17 protein-coding genes and 2 pseudogenes are annotated in these 21,042 nt (G+C 62.6%); 10 read left to right on the top strand and 9 right to left on the bottom strand.

The annotated features are described in order from the left end of the window. Positions 1-2 precede the first annotated feature (2 nt). The 6 genes and pseudogenes from AC3WLT_RS19710 to AC3WLT_RS19685 all read right to left on the bottom strand — a co-directional run bounded on the left by AC3WLT_RS19710 (position 3) and on the right by AC3WLT_RS19685 (position 7,478). Positions 3-1,700, bottom strand: a complete 1,698-nt coding sequence (locus AC3WLT_RS19710; RefSeq protein WP_492593370.1) for an adenylate/guanylate cyclase domain-containing protein — start codon at positions 1,698-1,700, stop codon at positions 3-5. Positions 1,701-1,973: 273 nt separating this feature from the next. Beyond that, positions 1,974-3,044, bottom strand: coding sequence for a LacI family DNA-binding transcriptional regulator (locus AC3WLT_RS19705; protein WP_492593369.1), 1,071 nt, complete (start codon positions 3,042-3,044; stop codon positions 1,974-1,976). A 16-nt stretch (positions 3,045-3,060) separates the two neighbouring features. Further along, positions 3,061-3,411, bottom strand: a pseudogene (locus AC3WLT_RS19700) (RraA family protein); the annotation flags it as partial. A 17-nt stretch (positions 3,412-3,428) separates the two neighbouring features. Then, complete coding sequence (gene araD / locus AC3WLT_RS19695) at positions 3,429-5,231, bottom strand: L-arabinonate dehydratase (protein WP_492593368.1); 1,803 nt, start codon at positions 5,229-5,231, stop codon at positions 3,429-3,431. A 229-nt stretch (positions 5,232-5,460) separates the two neighbouring features. Continuing rightward, positions 5,461-6,237 (bottom strand): maleate cis-trans isomerase family protein, encoded by a 777-nt coding sequence (locus tag AC3WLT_RS19690; protein ID WP_492593367.1) that lies wholly within the window; start codon positions 6,235-6,237, stop codon positions 5,461-5,463. Further along, positions 6,234-7,478, bottom strand: a complete 1,245-nt coding sequence (locus AC3WLT_RS19685; protein ID WP_492593366.1) for a D-amino acid dehydrogenase — start codon at positions 7,476-7,478, stop codon at positions 6,234-6,236. Before AC3WLT_RS19685 ends, AC3WLT_RS19690 begins: the two co-directional genes overlap by 4 nt. Before the next feature lie 441 nt (positions 7,479-7,919). Between AC3WLT_RS19685 and AC3WLT_RS19680 the strand changes: the two genes are divergently transcribed. The 6 genes from AC3WLT_RS19680 (at position 7,920) to AC3WLT_RS19655 (ending at position 14,848) form a co-directional block, all read left to right on the top strand. Next, the gene (locus AC3WLT_RS19680; protein ID WP_492593365.1) at positions 7,920-9,119 is read left to right on the top strand and encodes a branched-chain amino acid ABC transporter substrate-binding protein; all 1,200 of its coding nucleotides are present in this window, start codon (positions 7,920-7,922) and stop codon (positions 9,117-9,119) included. Between the two features lie 25 nt (positions 9,120-9,144). Continuing rightward, the gene (locus AC3WLT_RS19675) at positions 9,145-10,044 is read left to right on the top strand and encodes a branched-chain amino acid ABC transporter permease (RefSeq protein WP_492593364.1); all 900 of its coding nucleotides are present in this window, start codon (positions 9,145-9,147) and stop codon (positions 10,042-10,044) included. Between the two features lie 3 nt (positions 10,045-10,047). Further along, complete coding sequence (locus AC3WLT_RS19670) at positions 10,048-11,856, top strand: branched-chain amino acid ABC transporter ATP-binding protein/permease (RefSeq protein WP_492593363.1); 1,809 nt, start codon at positions 10,048-10,050, stop codon at positions 11,854-11,856. Then, entirely contained in the window at positions 11,844-12,575 is a 732-nt protein-coding gene (locus AC3WLT_RS19665; protein ID WP_492593362.1) for an ABC transporter ATP-binding protein, read from the top strand. Before AC3WLT_RS19670 ends, AC3WLT_RS19665 begins: the two co-directional genes overlap by 13 nt. Positions 12,576-12,921: 346 nt before the next feature. Continuing rightward, positions 12,922-14,139, top strand: coding sequence for a S53 family peptidase (locus AC3WLT_RS19660; RefSeq protein ID WP_492593361.1), 1,218 nt, complete (start codon positions 12,922-12,924; stop codon positions 14,137-14,139). Between the two features lie 277 nt (positions 14,140-14,416). Then, complete coding sequence (locus AC3WLT_RS19655) at positions 14,417-14,848, top strand: GNAT family N-acetyltransferase (RefSeq protein ID WP_492593360.1); 432 nt, start codon at positions 14,417-14,419, stop codon at positions 14,846-14,848. A 92-nt stretch (positions 14,849-14,940) separates the two neighbouring features. Here AC3WLT_RS19655 and bla read toward each other — a convergent pair whose 3' ends face one another. Beyond that, positions 14,941-15,834 (bottom strand): class A beta-lactamase, encoded by an 894-nt coding sequence (bla, locus tag AC3WLT_RS19650; RefSeq protein WP_492593359.1) that lies wholly within the window; start codon positions 15,832-15,834, stop codon positions 14,941-14,943. A gap of 352 nt (positions 15,835-16,186) precedes the next feature. On the opposite strand from bla, the gene AC3WLT_RS19645 reads away from it, so the two are divergent. After that, on the top strand, positions 16,187-17,059 hold the full coding sequence (locus AC3WLT_RS19645) for an endonuclease/exonuclease/phosphatase family protein (RefSeq protein WP_492593358.1): 873 nt from the start codon (positions 16,187-16,189) through the stop codon (positions 17,057-17,059). A gap of 12 nt (positions 17,060-17,071) precedes the next feature. Here AC3WLT_RS19645 and AC3WLT_RS19640 read toward each other — a convergent pair whose 3' ends face one another. Next, positions 17,072-17,848, bottom strand: a complete 777-nt coding sequence (locus AC3WLT_RS19640; RefSeq protein ID WP_492593357.1) for an NAD(P)H-dependent oxidoreductase — start codon at positions 17,846-17,848, stop codon at positions 17,072-17,074. A gap of 85 nt (positions 17,849-17,933) precedes the next feature. Between AC3WLT_RS19640 and AC3WLT_RS19635 the strand changes: the two genes are divergently transcribed. Further along, a complete protein-coding gene (locus AC3WLT_RS19635; RefSeq protein ID WP_492593356.1) occupies positions 17,934-18,827 on the top strand; it encodes a LysR family transcriptional regulator in 894 nt (297 codons plus the stop codon). Here AC3WLT_RS19635 and AC3WLT_RS19630 read toward each other — a convergent pair. Then, positions 18,751-19,506, bottom strand: coding sequence for an NADPH-dependent F420 reductase (locus AC3WLT_RS19630; RefSeq protein ID WP_492593355.1), 756 nt, complete (start codon positions 19,504-19,506; stop codon positions 18,751-18,753). The genes AC3WLT_RS19635 and AC3WLT_RS19630 overlap by 77 nt on opposite strands. A 132-nt stretch (positions 19,507-19,638) precedes the next feature. Here AC3WLT_RS19630 and AC3WLT_RS19625 point away from each other — a divergent pair, with 132 nt between their 5' ends. Then, entirely contained in the window at positions 19,639-20,535 is an 897-nt protein-coding gene (locus AC3WLT_RS19625) for a LysR family transcriptional regulator (RefSeq protein WP_492593443.1), read from the top strand. A gap of 326 nt (positions 20,536-20,861) precedes the next feature. Next, positions 20,862-21,042, top strand: a pseudogene (locus AC3WLT_RS19620) (DUF2760 domain-containing protein); the annotation flags it as partial.

Below are 21,042 nucleotides of genomic sequence, written 5' to 3'. Positions count from 1 at the left end.
TGTCAGGCCCGAGGCATCTGCACCGCCTTGGACAGCACGCGGACGGGCACTGGGTCATTGTGGCCTCGCAGACGTGCAGTAAGCTCCGGCAGGCCTGAGGCCGAAACGCCGGCATGCTGGAACACCTGTTCCGAGACAATAGCCTCGCAATCGATTTCTCTTGTCAATTGCTCAAGTCGCGAGGCCACGTTCAACGGGTCACCAATCGCCGTAAACGTCACATGCTCGCGAAAACCAATCTCACCCATGACAGCCCGGCCGCAATGCAATCCAATGCCGAACCGGATCGGCGTTTGCAGTTGCTGCTCCAGCGCAGCATTGAGTTCGTCGATATTGGCGGCCACCAGCGGCACCGCGCTGAGCGCCTGGCGACAAGCAGCGGCCGGCTCGCTGCGTAAGCCAAAGATCGCGAGCACAGCGTCCCCCAGGAACTGGTTTGGCAGGCCTCCCGCCTGGACCACTGCGGCGCAGACCGCACTCAGGAAGCGACTGACCACGAATATGCTGTCGAATGGTAATTGTGCCGCCGCAAGCTGTGTGGAATTCCGCATGTCCACGAACATGAACGCCGCGAATCGCTCTTGCGGCATGACGTCCCGCTGGCGCCGTTGCAGAAAGGCCGTGGATGCGCCCGGCGGCACCAGCGGCCATACAGAGAGATCATGGGTCGGCCGCAACTGGCAAGCGAGGCGCACTGTCTGTGAGTCAGCGCCCAGCCGCTCCAGAACACGCCGCTCCGCCTCGGCCGGCACCGGCAAAGGCACATTGCTGAGCACGCGCACCCGGCACAACGTACATCGGGCTCGGCCACCGCATGTGCTGGCATGGGGAACGCCGGCCATGCGGCTAGCCTCCAGCACCGAAAATCCGAGCGGCACGAATACCTTTCGCCCGTCTGGATACAGAATGCAGAGCCGCCCGGCACGACGCTCCCGCACCGTGCGCACCAGCCGCGCTGCGAGTACCAGCAGAAGCGCGCCACCATCGAAGAGCAAAAAATCGTTGCGCAGATTGGCGAGCCAGAGGTTTTGCCGTTCCGTCCCGATGATCGTCGGCCGAGTCGCCGCGGCGCGCCAGACAGGATCCTGCGCAAGCGCGATCACTTCCCGCCCGCCCTGAAGATAGCCTAGCAGCGCCAGCACCGGGAGCAGCACGGCGACGCTCAGCAGCACGCTGCGCCACGCCCCAAACCATGGTTTCAACCGCAACCAGAACCAGAGTCCGAAACATCCATGCAGCCACGCGACCACTAACAGCATCAGCTGCGCACGGCCGAAGAACGGCGAAGCGATCCAGAACGAATACAGCAACTGCGCGTAACCCTTGTTCAGGCCGAACTCGGCAAACGCCACGCGCGTATTCGCGAGATGGTTGGCTAGCAGGGGTGGTATGCATAGGCCGAGGACGAGCTGCGTCACCTCAGCCGGATTCCAATGCAAGGAACGCCGCTCATACAGGGCCCACAGACCCAGGAAGAAATGCGTCACCAGCGCGCTGTACAGCACGCTCGTTCCAAACCATCCTTGCCAGATGAACTTCTGCACAAGCAGATCACGCTCCAGCCACGCGAGCGAGATATTCCCCAGCGAGTGATTCAGGAGGTGCGAGCCTACGTAGGTGAACAGCACCAGTCCGGTGGTCAGCCGGACCGATCGCACTCCCGCCGGCCGCAAGCTTTGAAAGCTGGGAAAGCGCGACATGCTCTACTCTCCTCCGTCTCGATCAGAGGCATTTCGGTGAGAGACCGACTGGCGATCTCTCACCGAGGTCGTCATAGTGCGCGTTTGGTCATGCATCCACCAACTTGATGCCAAGGTCGAGAAGCATTTTCACACACTGCCAGTTCGCATTCATCCTGCTGGCGACGCCCACCCTCGCGGTCGGACATGTAAACGTCCCTGAGGCACAGCCCGACCTGGACAGCAGTGATCCGACCGGCCTCGACACCCTCGGAAAGCGCCTGCATGCTGCTTTCAGGTCGTTTCGCGTTCGACGATATGAAAACCCACATCGGTCACCCTGGTCTTGTCGTTGCCCGCCAGCCGGTCTAGCAGGCAACGCGCGGCCGTGCGTCCGATGCGCGTGCCGTCCACCCGCACCGTGGTCAATTGCGGCGTGGTTTCAGTGGCGAATTCGAGGTCGCCGAAGCCGCAGATCGACAACTGCGACGGCACGTCCAGCCCAAGACGCCTGGCCGCGCCGAGCACGCCGATCGCCAGCAGATCCGAGCCGCAGAACACGGCGTCCAGATGCGGCGCCCGTTCGATCAGCGTCGGCAACGCGGCCTTGCCGACGGCCACCGAACTCGGCGGCGACACGAGCACTTCGGCGATCTCGTGGATGCCGGCCTGAGCCAGCCGCTCGCGAAAACCGTCGCGGCGCGCGCGTGCGCGGTCGTCGTTAGCGGAGACCAGGCCGGGCGCGCGGACCTTGCGTTGCAAAAAATGCTCGGCCACCGCCACGCCGATCTGATAGTGCGAAAAGCCGACCAGCATGTCGATCGGAGTCTCGGTCATGTCCCACGTTTCGACGATCGGCAAGCCCACGTTGCGCAATCGCTCGCGCAAGGATTGGGTATGCGCGACACCGGTCAGCAACACGCCCTCGGGGCGCCGGCTCAGCACCGCGTCGAGCAGCGCCTCCTCACTCGAATCGCTGTAGCCGCTCAGGGCCAGCAGCACCTGATAGCCGGCGCGCGTCATCGTCTCGCTGAACACCTGGATCGTTTCCGAAAAGAGCGAGTGAGCGATAGTCGGCACGATGGCCGCGATCAGCCGCGAGCGCGATGACGACAAGCCGCCGGCCAGGCGATTGGGCACATAACCGAGCTTCTGCACTACCTGCCTCACCCGTTCGAGCGTTTCGGGCGCGACTGTCTCGGGGCTGTTGAATACACGCGACACCGTAATCGGCGCGACGCCGGCCAACGCGGCGACATCGGTGATGCGCAGACCCTTGGGGCCGCCGCGCCGGCGTTTGGCGGGCGTGACCGTCGGCTCCGGCACGTCAGGCGCGGCCGCGGCGCTCGGCTTGTGATTCGGCATGATTCAGTAGCGGGAGAAGACGCAGTGCGAGAATCGAGCCGACCGACGCAACGGCGCGCTCGCCGCGGCAGTCCTGCACCAGCACGCTGCCCGGCGGCGCCGTCTCGACGGCTTTACGCTGCGGATGGTCCGGATCCTGGAAGACGCCGACGTGATCGAGGTCTTCCCGTGCGGGAATGTTGCGTAGCGTGAACGCCGGACCGACCACGTTCGGCGTACCCGGCGCCGGTTTGACGAGCGGCGCGACGCCTTGCAGGAAAACATTGCGCAGGCCGCGCTTGAAGAGTTGGGTCGTCAACGTGGCCGTGCTGACGTCCCGGAGTTGTTCGAGCGTCGCTTCGCTGACGGGGATATCGGATGCGGTCATGACAGGCTCTGCATGAGTTAGTGGATTTCGGGCTCGGTGCGCTTCGTGGCTGACCCATCGTGGTCAGGCTGCCCGGTCAGAACGGCTGACGTTGGATGCGGCTGCGCGGCTGCTTTTACGGGCTCTTCAAGAAAGTCGAAGTCGCAGCCCTTGTTGGCCTGCGTCACGTGCAACTGATGCATGACGCCGAAGCCGCGCTCGAAAGGACGTTTCGGTGGCTGCCATGCGGCCTTGCGCGCGGCGAGTTCCGCATCGCTGACCTCGAGATGCAAGCGGCGCGCGTGCACGTCCATCTCGATCATGTCGCCGTCCTTAACGAGCGCGAGTGGTCCGCCGACAAACGATTCGGGCGCCACATGCAGCACGCACGCGCCGTAGCTCGTGCCGCTCATGCGCGCATCGGAAATGCGCAGCATGTCGCGCACGCCCTGCTTCAGCAACTTTTTCGGAATCGGCAACTGGCCCCACTCGGGCATGCCTGGCGCGCCGACCGGACCCGCGTGCTGCAGCACGATCACGGAATCGGCTGTGACCTCCAGCGCTTCCGAATCGATACGCGCGGCCATATCGGCGTAGTCCTTGAACACGACAGCGGGACCGCGGTGCTTCAGCAGATGCGCCTCCATCGCCGCCGGCTTGATCACGGCGCCGTCCGGCGCGAGATTGCCGGTCAGCACCGCAAGGCCGTCGCTCGCGACGAGCGGATTGCTGCGCCTGCGGATCACGTCGTCGTTGAAGATCTCCGCGCCCGCGATGTTTTCGCCGAGCGTCGAGCCGTTGACCGTCATCTGCGACCCGTCGATCAGCTCACCCAGTTCGACGAGCAGCGCGCGCAGACCGCCTGCATAGAAAAAGTCTTCCATCAGGTACTGGCCGGCCGGACGCAGATTGCCGATGACCGGCGTGATGCGCGCCAGTTCGTCGAAGCGGGCCGTGGTCAGATCGATGCCGGCGCGGCGCGCCACGGCCACCAGATGAACGATCGCGTTGGTCGAGCCCGACATCGCCAGCACGGTCGTGACGGCGTTGTCGAAGGACTTGGCGGTCAGGATGTCCGACGGTTTCTGATCGGTCCATACCATCTCCACGATCCGCTGGCCGGTGAGCGATGCGAATTGCGCGTGCCGCGAGTCGACTGCGGGGATCGACGAAAATCCGGACAAGGTCAGCCCGAGCGCTTCGGCGGCGCTCGTCATCGTGGACGCTGTGCCCATCGTCATGCAGTGACCGGGCGAGCGCGCGATGCCGCTCTCGATGCCCTTCCACTCCTCTTCCGTGATGTTGCCGGCCCGCAATTCAGCCCAGTATTTCCAGGTGTCCGAACCGCTGCCCAGCGTGCGGCCGTTCCAGTTGCCGCGCAGCATCGGGCCGGCCGGCAGAAAGATCGTCGGCAGATTCATGCTGATCGCGCCCATCAGCAAGCCGGGCGTGGTCTTGTCGCAGCCGCCCATCAGTACGCAACCGTCGAACTGATAAGACTTCAGCAACTCCTCCGTCTCCATCGCGAGGAAGTTGCGATAGAGCATGGTGGTCGGTTTCTGGAATGGTTCGGCGAGCGTCATCACCGGCATTTCGACTGGAAAGCCTCCGGCCTGCCAGACGCCCCGCTTCACTTCTTCCGCGCGCTGCTTGAAATGCGTATGGCAGGAGTTGATCTCGCTCCACGTGTTGACGACGGCGATCACCGGCTTGCCCATGTAATCCGACGCGTGATACCCCATTTGCGCCGTGCGGGAACGGTGGCCGAACGAGCGGAGGTCATTCACGCCGTACCAGCGATAGCTGCGAAGCTGCTCAGGTGTTTTGCGGTTCGATGACACTGATTTCTCCGTGGTAGCGCTACCATCGTGCCGTGCAGGCCGAACCCGCAACGGTCTGTTCAATGCCGCCGAGGGTAGCGATACCATCGGCGCGCGTCGTTAAGGGATTTCACCAGGGTGGAGGCAACAGCTTACGGCTACGGTTCGCAAACCCGCTGCATGAACGCTGCATGAACACGAGGACAACCCGCCGTTCTGATTGCTCCCGGGTCACGCGCCTGATCTACGATCAAAGCGCGAACAAGCTCCCCAGATGAGGCTCGCAATCCTCCACGCCTGCGAGGCGCAACGCGTGCCAGGCCATCGCGAAGTTGCTCGATATCACGGGCTTGCCGATTCTTGCCTCGAGTTCTGGAATGAGCCCGGCGATGCGCAAGCTCGTGCAAGACACGAAAACGGCGTCCACGTCGGCGTTCTGTGCAAGGTGCTCGACGGCGGCTCGCAGGGACGCCGCGTCAATCCGCGCAACTTCGTTGTCGTTCGCATGCTCGAATGACGCCATCCGCGTGACTCCGACACCCCGCGCCTCGATGTAGTCGCGCATGGTGTTATTGATTGCGCGCACATAGGGCGTCAGCAGTGCGGCTCGCTGCACGCCGAGCGCGCGCAACGCAGCGAGCGCAGCGGTGATGGGCGTGGTGCAGGCGACGCCGGGACGTGCTTCGCGGATGCGCGCGAACACGTTTTCCTCGCCGATCACCATCGATGCCGACGTGCAGCCAAACGCCACGACGTCGATCCGCTCGCCAGGGCGAATCAGCGCCACCGCCGCTGCAATGCGGGAGTCCATTTCCATCAGTCGTTCGGGCGTGATGTCTGCCGAGTTGTACACCCGGCTTTCGTAGAACGCCACGCCGTCCTGCGTCAGCAGCTTGCGCCATTCGTGTTCGATCGTATGATCGGTGGCGAGCACCACGAGGCCAATGGCGGCACGCCGGCAGATGCCGTCGTCCAGCACGAAATCGAGTCTTGCGTAGGCATCGCCCTGCAGTGCACCAGTGCTCATTTCAGTGTCATCCCTGTCATGTCGATCTCGGGTTGGCGACCGGTCATGATGTCGGCCAGCAGTTTCGCGGTGCCGCACGACATCGTCCACCCCATGTGTCCGTGACCGGTGTTCAGATACAGGTTCCTGTGACGCGTGCGGCCGATCAACGGCGTACCCTCCGGCGTCATCGGGCGCAGACCGGCCCAGTAGGACGGACTGTCATAGTCGGCGCCGCCGGGGAACAGCTCGCGTGCGGCCTGCAGCATGGTCGTGAAGTCGGCGGGTGTGTGGCGGGTGTCATAGCCGGCGAATTCCGCGGTTGCAGTAAAGCGCAGCCGCCGGCCAAAACGCGCCCACGCCACGAGGTGGTTCTCATCGACGCCGCCAAGATCCGGCGAACGGTGATCCGGCCCGATCGGGAAAGTGGCCGAGTAGCCCTTTACCGGATACACCGGTAGCCGATAACCCAGGCGACGCGCAAGAATTGGCGACCAGGAACCGAGCGCCAGGACGAACTCGTCACCTCGCACGAGTCCCGCCGGCGTATGCACGCCGACTATCTGGTCGCCTGACGCCTCGATTGCGCTGATCGGCGTGTCGAATTCGAAACGCACGCCAAGGCCTTCGCACGCCGTCTTCAAGGCGCGGGTGAAAAGGTGCGCATCGCCGCTTTCGTCGGTTGGGCAATAGATTGCTCCGGCAATCCTGTCGCGCGCAGCACCAAGCGCGGGTTCCTGTGCGACGACCTGTGCCGCATCGAGCGTTTTGAGCGGCAGGCCGTTGTCCTTGAGGATCGACATGTTCTGCGCGCCTCGCGCAAAAGATGCTTCGTCGCGATAGAGATATAACAGGCCGCGGCTGATGCGGTCGTATTGCAGGTTCTCGGCGGCCGTCAGCCGTTGCAGTTGCGTCTGCGCGTAGCGGCAGAGCGTGACCTTGCGCGTCGTGTTCACCCGGGAGCGCTCCGCCGTGCAGTTTCGCAGGAACTGGAGGCACCAGATCCACATGTGCGGGTCCGCGTTGAGCTTCAGGCGCAGCGCCTGCCCTTCGACGAAGAGCGACTTCAGCAGGATTTTCGGCGCACGCGGAGAGGCCCATGTATACGAATGTCCCGGCGCAACCAACCCAGCGTTGGCAAAACTGGTCTCGAGCGCGACGTCCGGCTGGCGGTCGATCACCGTGACCTCGCGGCCCTCTTTCGCGAGGTACCAGGCGGCCGTGACGCCTGCGATTCCGCCCCCCAGCACTACGCTTTTCATGCGTGACTCCCATGCAAAGCTGTCGGCTGGAGTTAGCGTGTCGACCAGAGTTGGCGCTTTAGCGCTTACTCTGGTCCCATAGCGCTTACTCCAGCCCCATAGCGCGTTACTCCGATCCCATGCAGAGCACTTACTCCAGCCCCATGCAGAGCTGTCGGCCGGAGTTAGCGCTTTAGCGCTTACTCCGGTCCCATGCAAAGCTGCTAGCCGTTCAAATATAGCGCTGCCGACACGCTGGATGGTGGTTTCTACGCGGATACCCTATCCCGTCCAATGTGCGTCGAGACCTATTATGAAAGGATCACTTTCGTCACGGCGCTGCGATGAGCCTGCCAGACAAGCCATTGATCCAGCACGCACGTTTTCGTCCGCTTTCTGATGTCACCGGTCTATCCGCGTGGCGGATCGCTTCGATCCCTTTCACAATAAGGAGTGACTAACATGATTGCTCAGAAGAATGGCATGCCCGATGCAGTTCGCGTTTTGCGGCGAACAACAATCGCGGCCATGGCCGCTCTGGCCGTGCTCGCCGGCACGATCCCCGGTTTGGCGCGAAGCCAGGGCGCCACGCTCAAGATCGGCGTGCCCGTGCCGCTGTCGGGCAGCAGCGCCAATGCCGGCCAGGACATCGTCAACGGCGCCAGGCTTGCCGCCGCAAAAATCAACGCGGCTGGCGGCGTGCTCGGCAAGCAGATCGAGCTAGTGCCGGAAGACGACGCCTGCGACGCGCAAACAGCGGTACAGGCGGCGCAGAAACTTGTCGATGCAGGCGTCGTTGCAGTGGCCGGCGGCTACTGCTCCAGCGCGGCGCTGCCGGAATTGACGACATTTCACCGCGTCGGCATTCCCTACGTGTTGGACGCATCGACCAATCCCAAGCTGACCGAGATGGGCTACGCGAACGTGTTCCGCACGATCGGCCGTGACGACGAGCAGGGTCCGTTTGCGGCCAGCTTCATCAAGAACTTCCTGCACGCGAAACGTGCGGCGGTCATCAACGACAACACGACCTATTCCAAGGGCCTCGCCGACAACACGGTGGAAGCCCTGAAGAAGAACGGCGTCGACGTCGTCTATGACGATGCGATCACGCCCGGCCAGATGGACTACTCGCCCACGCTGACCCATGTCGCCTCACTGAAGCCGGACGTCATTTATTACACCGGCTATTTCGCCGAAGCCGGCCTGATGGTGAAGGAGGCGCGACAACTGGGCCTGAAGATGACGCTGATGGGCGGCGACGCCACCAACGACCCCACACTGGTGAAAACAGCCGGCCCCGCGGCCGACGACATGGTCATCACCACAGCGCCGCTGGCGCAGTTCCTGAGCGCCGCGCACGGCTATGTCGATGACTATACGAAGGCCTACGGACAAGCGCCCGGCCCCTATTCCGTCTACGAATACGATGCCGTCGGGGTCACCGCAACAGCGATCGCGAACGCAAAATCGACGGCGCCCGCGGCGATCAGTGCTGCCCTGCACAAGATCTCGGGTTACCAGGGCGTGACCGGGACGATCGGCTTCAATCCGAAAGGTGACCGCAGCAACGCGGTGTATATCGTCATCATCGTGCGCAGCGGCAATTTCACGCCCTACCAGCGGCTCGATGCAGGCGGACACTGGGTGGCGATGAAGTAGGCTCTGTCGCGCACCGCACCCGGCCATGAGCACCTTCTTCCAGTTCGTCGTCGAGGGGCTGACCACCGGCTCTTTCTATGCCCTCGTCGCCCTCGGCTACACGATGGTCTACGGGATTATCCGGCTGATCAACTTCGCTCACGGCGACTTGTTCATGGTTGGTGCGTTCGTCGGTTGGACCGCTTTGACCGTGCTGGCCGCGGCGCACCTGCCGCTCGCCCTGGCGTTGCTGATTGCTCTCGTCGCCTCGATGGCGGTCACCGGCGCCCTTGGCCTCGCCATCGAGCGGCTGGCCTACCAGCCGCTGTTGCGCGCGCCGCGGCTGTCGATTCTGATCACGGCGCTCGGCGTTTCTCTCGCGCTGGAGAACGGCGTGCTGCTGCTCTACGGCGCCGGCTTCGACACCTATCCGCATGTGCTCAGCCAGACAGGATTCGATCTGCTCGGCGTGCGGGTCAGCTTCACACAGATAGGCATCATCGTGGCGAGCCTCGCGCTGATGCTGGCGCTGTATTTCTTCGTCCATCACACCTTCCTAGGCACGGCAATGCGCGCGCTGGCGATCGATCAGGACGCGGCACGTCTGATGGGCATCAATGTCGAGCGGCTGATCCAGCTGACCTTCCTGCTAGGTTCGGTGCTGGCCGCCGTGGCAGGTGTCATGGAGGGGCTCTACTACACGCAGATCAATTTCTTCATGGGCTTCGTGCTGGGTCTTCGTGCTTTCACCGCCGCCGTTCTCGGCGGCATCGGCAACATTCCTGGTGCGATGGCCGGCGGCATCCTGATCGGCCTGCTCGAGGCCTTCGGCGCCGGCTATGTCTCGTCGCAGTGGACCGATGTGCTGGTGTTCGGTGTGCTGATCGGTGTGCTCGTGATCAAGCCGACTGGCTTGTTCGGCGAACGCGTCGTCGAGAGAATGTAGACCATGGGCGCGCCGCAAGCTTCAGCGCGTTGGCGCCGCCCTGCGGCCGGCGCCGGTCTTCTGGTCGCCGCCGTGGCGCTGCCGGCTGTCGCCAGCAGCTATGTCGTCGATGTCGGCCTGACCATCGCCACCTATTCGATCCTCGGCCTCGGGCTGAATATCGTGGTCGGTTATGCAGGGCTCCTGGATCTGGGCTACGCAGCCTTCTTTGCAATCGGCGCCTACACCACGGCGCTGCTGGAAACACTGCTGCACTTCTCGTTCTGGGAAACGCTGCCGTTCAGCCTTGCGTTTGCCGGCGCTTCGGGCATCGTCATTGGCTACCCGACACTGCGGCTGCGCAGCGACTACCTGGCGATCGTCACGCTTGGATTCGGCGAGATCACGCGCATCATTGCCACCAACCTTCGGATTACAGGCGGCCCGAACGGCATCTACGGTATCGACAGCCCCAGCCTGTTCGGTTACGAGATCAGCTCGCCCCATGCGGTCTACGAACTGGGCATCGCGTTCCTCGTGCTGGTGCTCGTGTTCGCGATCCGGCTCGGCCAGTCGCGGCTCGGCCGCGCCTGGACCAGCATCCGCGAGGACGAGGCGGCTGCCGAGGCCGTCGGCGTGCCGACGCTGCGCGTCAAACTGCTTGCCTATGTGATGGGCGCATTGATCGGCGGTTTTGGCGGAAGCCTGTTCGCTGCGCGCTTCGGAACCATCGACCCGACCGGGTTCACCTATCTGCAGTCCGTCACGATCCTGATCATCGTCGTGCTTGGCGGTCGAGGGAGCATTCCTGGCGTGATACTCGGCGCCGTGATCGTTGCCGGCCTGCCCGAGATGCTGCGTTTTCTCAACCTTTGGCGCATCTTCGGGTTCGCGATCGGGCTGGTGATCCTGATGCTACTCCGGCCGCAAGGCCTGTGGCCGGCGCCACTGCGCCGCGTGGCGCCGCCACGCGAGGGCGCCGTCGCCGCAAAGCCCGTGCCCCGGGAGAGCGTCACCGATGCAATCCTGCTCGAGGTGCGCAACATGCAGCGCCGCTTTGGCGGGGTGCTGGCGGTCGGCGACGTCAGTTTCACGGTGCGCTGCGGTGAGATTCTCAGCCTGATCGGCCCGAACGGCGCCGGCAAGACCACGGTGTTCAATTGTCTGACCGGCGTGACCCGTCCGACCGGCGGTCAGGTTCTCTGGCGCGGCGCCTCGCTGGTTGGCGGAGCACCTCATCGCATCGTCCATCGCGGCATCGCGCGAACCTTCCAGGGCATCCGCCTGTTTGCCAACATGACTGCCTTCGAGAACGTGCTGATCGGCATGGATCATCGGCTCCGAGCTCAGTTGATCGCCGAGCTGCTCGCGCTATCCTCCGCTCGTTCCGAGGCGGAAAATCACGCGACAGAGGGCCTCGGCTGGCTCAGCTTCGTCGGCCTCGGCGCCCGGGCGGGCGAACGCGCGGCCGACCTGCCCTATGGCGACCAACGCCGGCTGGAGATCGCTCGTGCGCTCGCCAGCAACCCGCATCTCCTGTTGCTGGACGAGCCGGCAGCGGGAATGAATCCGACCGAGAAGCACGCGCTGATGGAATTGATCCGGCGTATTCGGGATCTTGGCGTGACGGTGCTGCTGATCGAACACGACATGATGCTGGTGATGGGCGTGTCGGACCGGATCATCGTCATGGACCATGGCGTCATCATCGCCGAGGGTTCGCCAATCGAGATCCAGGCCGACCCGCGTGTGATCGACGCCTATCTCGGTACAGCCGGGATAGACGAAGCGGCCGACGATGCCGCCGGGGAGAAATCGCTGTGGGACTCCTAGAAATCCGCGATCTGCATGTGAGCTATGGGAACGTAGAGGTTCTGCATGGCATATCGCTGGACGTCGCGGAAGGTGAGATCGTGGCATTGCTCGGCAGCAACGGGGCGGGCAAGACCACTACGCTACGCGCCATTTCCGGCCTGATTCGCCCACGTGCTGGACAGATCGTGATGGCCGGGCACACGCTCGCCGGACTGCGGGCTCACCAGATCGTGGCCCTGGGTCTCGGTCATGTGCCGGAAGGCCGTCGCATGTTCGGGGCGCTGACAGTCCAGGAAAATCTGCGGCTCGGCGGCTATCTGATCCGGGCCGACGGCGCCTTGCTGGAACAGCGGATGACCGAGGTCTATCAGACTTTCCCGCGGCTCGGAGAGCGACGCAGCCAGTTGGCGGGCACGCTCAGCGGTGGCGAACAGCAGATGCTGGCAATCGCGCGCGCCCTGATGCTGCGGCCACGTGTCGTCGTGCTGGACGAACCGTCCATGGGACTGGCGCCGAAGCTGGTCCGGGTGATCTTCGGCATGATTGCCGACATCTGCAACGAAGGCACCTCGATCCTTCTCGTCGAGCAGAACGCACGCCAGGCACTGCGCATCGCTCATCGTGCCTACGTGCTGGAAAGCGGCCGCATCGCGCTTGCCGGCCCTGCCAGGGATCTGGCGCAGGATAGCCGGGTTCGCGCAGCGTATCTGGGCGGCAGTGCCGGAGCGACAGAGTGACAAATCGCGTTGACACGCCCCATCCGGACAAGGTCGATGCCGATCTGTTTCTTCAATGAAGTGTTGGCGATTGCACAGAAAAAACTGGGTTCCCGGCGAACACTTCAGCGTGGACCACACCCTCATACAGCCTTGGTCTGGCCACACCATGCGCACATGCAACTGCGTGTGGCGGCCAACCTTCCTGAGTTCGGCATTCAAGCTGATCGAAGAGCCTGAGTGTCAGGCGACGGACCACCAATCGCAATCTTGCGATGTTCAATCTGCGCCTCGGCAACAAGCGACTTGGCCGTAGTGTAGTCAGCCTGGAAGTCGGGGATCACACATGAAGTAAGGGAATCGAAAAATGAAAAATTTCCCCAAAGCCGGGTTTGCGGTTCTACTTGGCGTGTCAATCGGCTTCGCCATTCCAGCGACGGCTCAGCAGGATAGTCTGTCGGTTTCGTACACCGAAGGCATGCGTCCTCCCAAAGGCTATGCACGCCCGCCTTTTCACATAAAGCCAGGTGTCAGCACTGCCACGCCAATCGGTCTGGCACCCGCTACAGTGCGGCATGCTTATGGTTTTGACGAAATTTCCAATCAGGGTGAAGGCATGGTGATTGCCATCATCGATGCTTATGATCAGCCGAATATCGAATCCGACCTTGGCGTATTTAGCTCCACGTTCGGTCTGCCGTCATGCACGACTCCCAATGGCTGTTTCCGCAAGATATACGCGAGCGGCAGCAAACCGAGGACCGATGCCGGTTGGGCAATCGAAATGTCTCTTGATGTCGAGTGGGCACATGCGATTGCTCCCAAAGCAAAGATCTTGCTGGTTGAAGCAGCGACGAGTCGCTTCAGCGATCTGATGAAGGCAGTCGATGTGGCGATGCAGAATGGCGCATCGACGGTTTCCATGAGCTTCGGGGCGAGCGAATTCAGTTCGGAGACCACCTATGACAGTCATTTCAACAATAACAATCACCCTGGCGTGACCTTCCTGGCGTCGTCAGGGGATAGCGGTTACGGTTCTGAATACCCGGCTGCTTCGACATACGTCGTTGGTGTTGGCGGCACTTCCCTTAATGTCGATCCGTACGGCAATTACATCGGCGAAACCGCGTGGAGCGGGAGTGGCGGCGGTCTTAGCGCCTATGAGACAGAACCGGCTGGCCAGACTGCATGGCCGTTACCTTATGCTGGAAAGCGCGGCATTCCGGATGTCGCTTACAACGGCGATCCAAATACCGGATTCGCCGTCTATGACTCTGTCAGCTACCTCGGGCAATCAGGCTGGTTTAAAGTGGGCGGTACCAGCGCGGGAGCACCGCAATGGGCCGGACTATTTGCAATCGCCAATTCCATGCGCGTTGCCGCTGGAAAATTAAAACTTTCTGCCACCTATAACACACTCTATGGCATTGGCAGCAACGCCTACAATGATGTCACTACTGGCAGCAATGGCAGTTGTGGCGCCATTTGCAACGCTTCAGGTGGTTATGATTATGTTACTGGATTGGGATCACCGCGCGCTGCTGGCGCTGCTGGATTAGTGCAGAACCTGCTAAGCCAGCCTTGAACACCATGGTTCTTGTGGCGACGTCACGCGTGTGATTCGGTCGAGCGGGTGGTTCTCCGGCACCGTCCGCAAAGGGAGCCTCTGCCTGTCGGCGATCGGTGACAGGCGGCGGCAAGCGTCGCCTTCCCGCTGTTACCGTTGTCGGCGGTCCAACTTACCGTCATTGGGCCTCTGGATCTATTGCGAACAGGAGAATAAATCGGAGCTGAGCAGAAAGGAAAGTAATTTAAATTGTGTGCAAAAATCGAGACTTTTCCAACGAGGACGGACCGAAACCATGACTGCAAATCGCCGCACCAGTCTGGATATCCGAAGACTTTCCCCAGCGCAATGGGCGCAAGCATTTCCCATCATCGCTCAATTACGCCCTCTGGATCTGGACGAGTTTCTGCGGCGAGCACGCCGGCAATCGTTTTCCGGCTACGAGCTTGTTGGAGCGTTTCAGGACAGCAAGCTCATTGGCGTAATCGGAATGAGGCCGGTCCATACGTTGGCGCGCGGGGCGCACTTGCACGTCGATGACCTTGTGGTCGACGCTCAGGCGCGCGGAAGCGGCGCAGGTCACGCCCTGCTGGAATATGCGCAAGCCGATGCGCGTGCTCGCGACATGACGGCGGTGTTTCTCGACGCGCGGCAGGAGGCGATTGCTTTCTATGAGCACGAGAGCTATGTGTTCCACCCCTCTCCCTCGATGAAGAAAGTTCTCTGATCCCCCTGGCTGCAAAACCGCAAGCAGACCGTCAGGCATATCGAAACCGTTTTTTCAATCCGGCTCGCCCCGCGCTTCGCTAATGGACTTCGCTACTGGACCAGGTTCGCAATGTCCCGGCCAAGATCGGCGTAAATCGCGTCCCTGGCGGGTTGCGAAGCGTGCGATGCCATGAGGAATGCCGCAACGATAATCGTATGTCCATCTCGCCCCGTTACGATGCCGATATCGTTATATGCTGCCGTCATTCCAGAGACGCTTTCCGATGTCCCGCATTTATCGGCCAGTCGGATACCGTCGGGAATGCCGTTTCTCAAACGACGAGGGACCGTTTGCGCATACAGCAGCCCAAGCAGGTACCGCGTCGACTCGGCAGAAAGCAACTGGCCCTGCCAGAGTGAGCGGAGAAAACTAACCGCGGCCTGCGGCGTCGTTCGGTTGCGCGGGTCGGCCAGATAGGCCGAGTAGCCGTCTCTCAGCCTCCGGTCACGCGCGGCGGCAGTCTCGTGTGCCGGCGGCGTGACGGCGGCACCGAGGTTATTGAAGATACTCGACACCGTCCCCTCGTCCATGTCGATGCGCATACCGGTGATGCCGTGCCCGGTCAGAAAAGCAGTCGCTACCTGCGGGCCGCCGATGAGCTTTACTAACGCGTCAGCGGCCGTATTATCGCTATGGCTCACCGCGTCCTCCAGCAACTGCCTCACGGTGAAAGACATTCGCTCACCTTTGAAATTGTCGCGGATGGCGCTCGCGCCGTTGCGCAGGTCTGCACGTGTCAAAGTCACGGTTTGATCCAGCGAGAGCCGGCCACTCTCGATTTGATGGAGAACAGTCGCGCCAAGCGGCGCCTTGAAGACGCTCATCATCGGATACGCGCGGTCCGCGTTCACTTCCCAATGAGCGCCGCTCTGCAAGTCGACAACCGAAACACCCAGCACGCCAGGTTCCGCACGCTGGGCAAGCGCGTCGAGTCGACTCTGCATGCTCCTCGCCAGACTTGTTTCGACGCGCGGGTTCAGGGTCTGCGCGGCCTCGCCGACTGGCGACAAGCAGGTCAAAACAGCTGCGACAGCCACTGCTAGCTTGCTCAATCTTTTCACGTCATATCCTCGTTGCAGATTGCTTGTTCTGAAGACGCGCTATTGACGGCGCGAAATGTAACTATGCACCTTGCGCGCATCGTCAGGATAGACGGAGAAAGCTAATCTTCAGCTTAATAGGAGCCGGCTCGCTCGCAGCCACGCAAACCGCCAGTCGGTTCTTCTGCATTCGCGGATTTATCCATCCGGCATTGCGGCAGTAAACTAGCAAGATGGTTTTACCAAGGAGAACATCATGCGTCTCGTCGACTGGAACATCCAGTGGGGACGCGGTGTGGATGGCCGCGTCGACCTCGTTCGCATCGTGCGCGAGGCACGGGCGCTGTGCGATTTCGACATTCTGTGCCTGCAGGAAGTCACGCGCGGCTTTCATCGCGGACCGGCGCAAGGCGGATTGGCTGGCGGCCCTTCTGCCGATCAGTTCGCCGAGCTTGCCGCGTTGCTGCCGCACGCGACCGTGCTCGATGCGATCGGCTCCGATCTTCCGCCGCTCGGGGCCGCGCGAGATCGGCGCCAGTTCGGCAATGCGATCGTGAGCCGGCTGCCAGTCAGGCAAGTGCTGCGTCATTCGCTGCCATGGCCCGCCGATCCCGCCGAACCGTCGATGCTGCGTGTCGCGCTCGAGGCAGTAATCGACACCGATGTCGGTCCGTTGCGCATCATCACGACGCATCTCGAGTTCTACTCCGAAGCACAACGGCTGGCGCAAGTGGCGAGGCTGCACGAAGTGCACAAGGAAGCATGCGACCATGCCCACCGTCCGGCAAAAGCGGAAAGGCCGGACAGTCCGTTTGCCGATACCGCGCGCCCAATGAGCGCCATCATATGCGGCGATTTCAACAGCGCGTTCGCAGACTCCGCCTATTGCAGGATGCTCGAGCCGATTGCCGGTGCGCCCGCCTTCGCCGATGCGTGGACCTGTGCGCACCCAAACGCCCCGCGCGCCGCGACAGTCGGTCTATACGATCACGAGCAATGGCCCGACGGACCGTTCGCCTGCGATTTTGTTTTTGTCACCGAGGATCTGACGCCGCACATCGTTGCTTGCGACGTGGACCAGAATAGCCGCTCGTCCGATCACCAGCCGCTGTGGCTCGAGTTGCAGTGATCCGCGAAATTGCTACGCGATGTGTGCCGCGAAGCCGGTCCGATCCGGAGAAATATCGGCTCGCAACGTGAGTTCCGGAATCTCGTACGCGCCGGCATTCTGCGGGCGAAATGGGATTGGCTCGGTCTTCCGGAGATCATCGAGACGCTGGCCGAGCGCGTCGCAGATCCTTGCAAATTTGGCTGCGTCAACCCGGCCGGTCCGATAGGTCACGAACGGCGGCAAGACGTCGAAGCCGGGGTAATACAGGATCCCATGCTGGATGGGGAACAAAATGTCGTCTATGGGGCCGTTGATACCGCGCGGGCCGTAATGCGACTCCCATCCGCCCGCAGTGACGATCAGCATCGCCCGTTTTCCTGCCAGCGTGCCTTCCCCATAGCGGTCGCCCCAGCGTGCGTCGGAGTGCTCTCCTACGCCATACGCGAAGCCATACGCATAGACGCGTTCCACCCAGCCTTTGAGGATCGCCGGCATCGAGAACCACCACAGTGGAAACTGCAGAATGAGCGCATCCGCCCACCGCAGCTTGTCCTGTTCGAGTGCGATGTCCTCGCTCTGCAAACCGTTCTCGAACGCATGCATGGACTCGAGGGATGGATCAAAGCGCTCGTCGGTCCGCCGGTCCGTGCTGTCGTCCGCATCGAGCGAGGCTTTCCACTTCATTGCATACAAATCGGAAACCTGGACGACGTGTCCGGCATCCTCGAGGCGTTTGACCGAAAAGTCCTTGAGCGAGCCGTTCAATGACTTCGGTTCGGGATGGGCATAGACGAGAAGAACATTCATGGTTGAACCTCCATTGCCAGAAGAGCGCAGGATAGGTTTTTGTCCGGTATATTGGAAATGAATTTCTGATATTACAGGTATTAAGATGAATAATCTCAGGCGGCTGGACCTCAACCTGCTGGTAACGCTCGATGTTTTGCTCTCGGAACACAATGTGACCCGCGCAGCACAACGTCTGAACTTCTCTCAACCGTCGGTGAGCGTTCATCTCGCCAAGCTGAGGGATGTCCTCGGCGACCCGCTGCTGCTGCCCGGGCCGCGAGGAATGCGGCCCACCGCGAGGGCCGAGGCGTTGCGCGAACCTTTGCGGCAGGCACTGGATGCGCTCGAGCGCGCGGTATCGCCTGCCAGTCCTTTCGATCCGGCCGAGGCCGGTCATACGTGGCGTGTCGCCGCTGCCGACTACGGCGAATCGACAGTCCTGCTGCCGGCTTTGGCCGGCTTGCGCTCGGCGGCGCCGGGTACCCGGCTGGCGGTGCTGGAGATTGTTCCGTCACGCATCGCCAAACAGGCGGAACAGGGGGAGATCGATCTTGCCTTTCATACCAGCGAGGACGCGCCTGCCGGACTGCATCGGCGGGCGCTCTTCAAGGAGCGGTATGTTCTGGCAGGCCGCGCAGGTCACCCGCGCCTGAAGCGCCGGCCAACGCTTGCGCAATTCTGCGCACTCGATCACGTGGTCGTGTCGCAGGATGGCGGAGGGTTTCGCGGCATCACGGATCAAGTGCTCGCGGAGGCAGGCCTCGCGCGCCGCGTGGTGCTTTCCGTCCCGCACTTCCTGTTCATGCTGTCGGTCCTCGCGAGCACGGACCTCGTGGCGATGCTGCCTTCGCGCCTGGTTCGCGACAACAGTGCGCTGCGGGTAGTCGAGCCGCCTGTCGATATACCGGGCTACGAGATGGCTATGCTCTGGCATGAGCGCTCCCATCGCGACCCGGCGCATCAATGGCTGCGCGAGTACATCGCAAGCTCCGTGTGACGATTGCCTGCTGTGCCGATCGCTGCCGCCACGACCCATGCGGCAACTCGACATCGCGCCGCGCCGCGGCCAGCCCTTCGGCGAGGCCCGCGCGGTCCAGCGGAATGCAGTACACCGGCTTGGCGCGCTCGAAGCGCCAACTATCGGCGAGCGTGCCCGCATCGACAGGATCGAAACCGAACTCATCGAGCAGCGCGCTCACCACGCGCCTCGCCTCTTCGTCGTCGCCGGCGAACGGCAACGCGCGGCGCTTCGGCGTACCGGCCGGCTTGCCGTCCGTTTCCAGGTCCTTCGCGAGGATCGCGTTGAAGGCCTTGATCACTTTGGCGCCCGGCAACGCGGCGGCCATCATCTGACTGGTGGTGGTCGTGTGCTGGTCGAGCGCTTCGATGTGGCCGTCGTGCCCGGGGTAGTGGTTGCAGGTATCGATCACGATCTTGCCGTCGAGCGCCGCCGCCGGCAGCGCCTGAATATTCCTGAACGGCACGGCGACCACCACGACGTCGCCGAACTTCGCGGCGTCTTCAGCGGTGCCGAGCGCGCAGCCGAGCGCGGCGGCCGTACTGGTCAAGGTCAGCGGATCGCGGGAATTGCTGATCATCACCTCGTGACCGCGGTTCCTTGCCAGGGTCGCCAATGCGCGGCCGATGAAACCCGCGCCGAGAATGCCTATCTTCATTGCTCACACTCCATGAATGTCTGAGGGTCGCTCGGTCGAGCGCTTGCTCCTCGGTGAGCACACTATGATTCAAAACCTCAGCAAGATAAACGCGCATAATTTGCCGACTGTCGAAACCACGGGTGGGGAATGATGGATCGTTTGACCAGCATGGCTGTATTCGTAAAAACCGCCGACAGCGGTTCGTTCGCCGCGGCGGCGCTCGCGTTCGGCATCTCGTCGCAGATGGCGGGCAAGCATGTGAGCACGCTGGAAGAGCGCGTCGGCGCGCGCCTGCTGAACCGCACGACGCGGCGTCAGAGCCTCACCGAAATCGGCCAGATCTTCTACGAACGCTGCAAGGCGCTGCTCGCGGACGCGGAAGCTGCGGAATCGGTTGCGCAGGATCTGTCGTCGTCGCCGCGCGGCCGTTTGCGCATCACGGCGCCGGTCACATTCGGCGCCTGCTGTCTCGCACCGCTGATTACGCGCTATCTGCAAGCCAACCCCGAGGTGCGGGTCGAGTTGTCGCTGACCGACCGCTTCGTCGATCTGATCGACGAGGGGTATGAGGCGGCGATTCGTTTGGGTTCGCTGTCGGATTCGTCGCTGATCGCGCGGCCGCTGATGCCCTACCGGCTAGTGGTGTGTGCGGCGCCCCGCTATCTGGCCGAGCGCGGCGTGCCGCAAACGCCGCAGGAGCTGGCGGACCACGAGTGCCTGAGCTTCGTCTATACCGCACAACCGGTCGACACCGAATGGCGTTTCAGCGACACGCACGGCGAACAGGCCGTGCCGATCTCGGGCCGCTTTCAGGCCAACGACATGAAGGCGCTGCAAGCCGCCGCGCTCAACGGCGGCGGCGTGATTCTCGGGCCCGAAGTGGCCGTGAGAGACGACCTCGCCGCAGGCCGGCTGGTGCGTGTGCTAGCCGACTACGAAGCGCCTGCGCGGCCCATGCATCTGGTGTTTCCGGCGAGCCGCGCGACACCGAAATTGCGCGCGTTCATCGATCAGGTCGTGGCTGAATTCGGGCCGGATACGGTGTGAGGCGACGCAACGAGGCAAGGCAAGGCAAGGCCGACTGGCGCTCCTGCGCCACGCCTCCATCGCTGCGTCGGCGTCACCTGATTGGCGCTCACTCTCCACCTGATTGCCGGTCATTCACCGCGAGAATTTCCGGCTTTGCCCGCTTTCCGCGCCGCACAAGGCAAAATACGGGTTTGCGCGCCCCGGCGGCGCCGCAAAATTCTGAAGAATCAGATGTCGGCGGAACATGCCGTCGACCAAGACGCACGACGGCGCCCAAAGGCCCGTCGCGTGCGACGCGGCAAACAGGATGGCTCGTCCTTTAACAGAGCCCATCAGGAGCATTTATGACCGATTCGAACCCATCTTTCCTCGGCAGGATTTCACTTGCCGTCAGCACCTTTTTCAGCATCCTCGGCGATGGCGAGTTCGCCGCCGGGGTCCTGCGCCTGCGCGATGGCGGCAGCGCTGCGGCCACCGCAGCGCCTACCCCGGCACCCGCGCCTGCCGCGGCACCCGCCCCCGCTC

This window comes from Paraburkholderia sp. FW306-2-2C-D06C (assembly GCF_058781505.1).
This window is presented reverse-complemented; position numbering and strand designations above follow the sequence as displayed.

What these genes read in the sequence shown, in the direction of transcription:
- AC3WLT_RS19710 (WP_492593370.1), bottom strand. Translation starts at nt 1,700, where the DNA reads ATGTCGCGCTTTCCCAGCTTTCAAAGCTTGCGGCCGGCGGGAGTGCGA.
- AC3WLT_RS19705 (WP_492593369.1), bottom strand. Translation starts at nt 3,044, where the DNA reads ATGCCGAATCACAAGCCGAGCGCCGCGGCCGCGCCTGACGTGCCGGAG.
- AC3WLT_RS19690 (WP_492593367.1), bottom strand. Translation starts at nt 6,237, where the DNA reads ATGAGCACTGGTGCACTGCAGGGCGATGCCTACGCAAGACTCGATTTC.
- AC3WLT_RS19685 (WP_492593366.1), bottom strand. Translation starts at nt 7,478, where the DNA reads ATGAAAAGCGTAGTGCTGGGGGGCGGAATCGCAGGCGTCACGGCCGCC.
- AC3WLT_RS19680 (WP_492593365.1), top strand. Translation starts at nt 7,920, where the DNA reads ATGATTGCTCAGAAGAATGGCATGCCCGATGCAGTTCGCGTTTTGCGG.
- AC3WLT_RS19675 (WP_492593364.1), top strand. Translation starts at nt 9,145, where the DNA reads ATGAGCACCTTCTTCCAGTTCGTCGTCGAGGGGCTGACCACCGGCTCT.
- AC3WLT_RS19670 (WP_492593363.1), top strand. Translation starts at nt 10,048, where the DNA reads ATGGGCGCGCCGCAAGCTTCAGCGCGTTGGCGCCGCCCTGCGGCCGGC.
- AC3WLT_RS19660 (WP_492593361.1), top strand. Translation starts at nt 12,922, where the DNA reads ATGAAAAATTTCCCCAAAGCCGGGTTTGCGGTTCTACTTGGCGTGTCA.
- AC3WLT_RS19655 (WP_492593360.1), top strand. Translation starts at nt 14,417, where the DNA reads ATGACTGCAAATCGCCGCACCAGTCTGGATATCCGAAGACTTTCCCCA.
- bla (WP_492593359.1), bottom strand. Translation starts at nt 15,834, where the DNA reads ATGCAGAGTCGACTCGACGCGCTTGCCCAGCGTGCGGAACCTGGCGTG.
- AC3WLT_RS19645 (WP_492593358.1), top strand. Translation starts at nt 16,187, where the DNA reads ATGCGTCTCGTCGACTGGAACATCCAGTGGGGACGCGGTGTGGATGGC.
- AC3WLT_RS19640 (WP_492593357.1), bottom strand. Translation starts at nt 17,848, where the DNA reads ATGAATGTTCTTCTCGTCTATGCCCATCCCGAACCGAAGTCATTGAAC.
- AC3WLT_RS19635 (WP_492593356.1), top strand. Translation starts at nt 17,934, where the DNA reads ATGAATAATCTCAGGCGGCTGGACCTCAACCTGCTGGTAACGCTCGAT.
- AC3WLT_RS19630 (WP_492593355.1), bottom strand. Translation starts at nt 19,506, where the DNA reads ATGAAGATAGGCATTCTCGGCGCGGGTTTCATCGGCCGCGCATTGGCG.
- AC3WLT_RS19625 (WP_492593443.1), top strand. Translation starts at nt 19,639, where the DNA reads ATGGATCGTTTGACCAGCATGGCTGTATTCGTAAAAACCGCCGACAGC.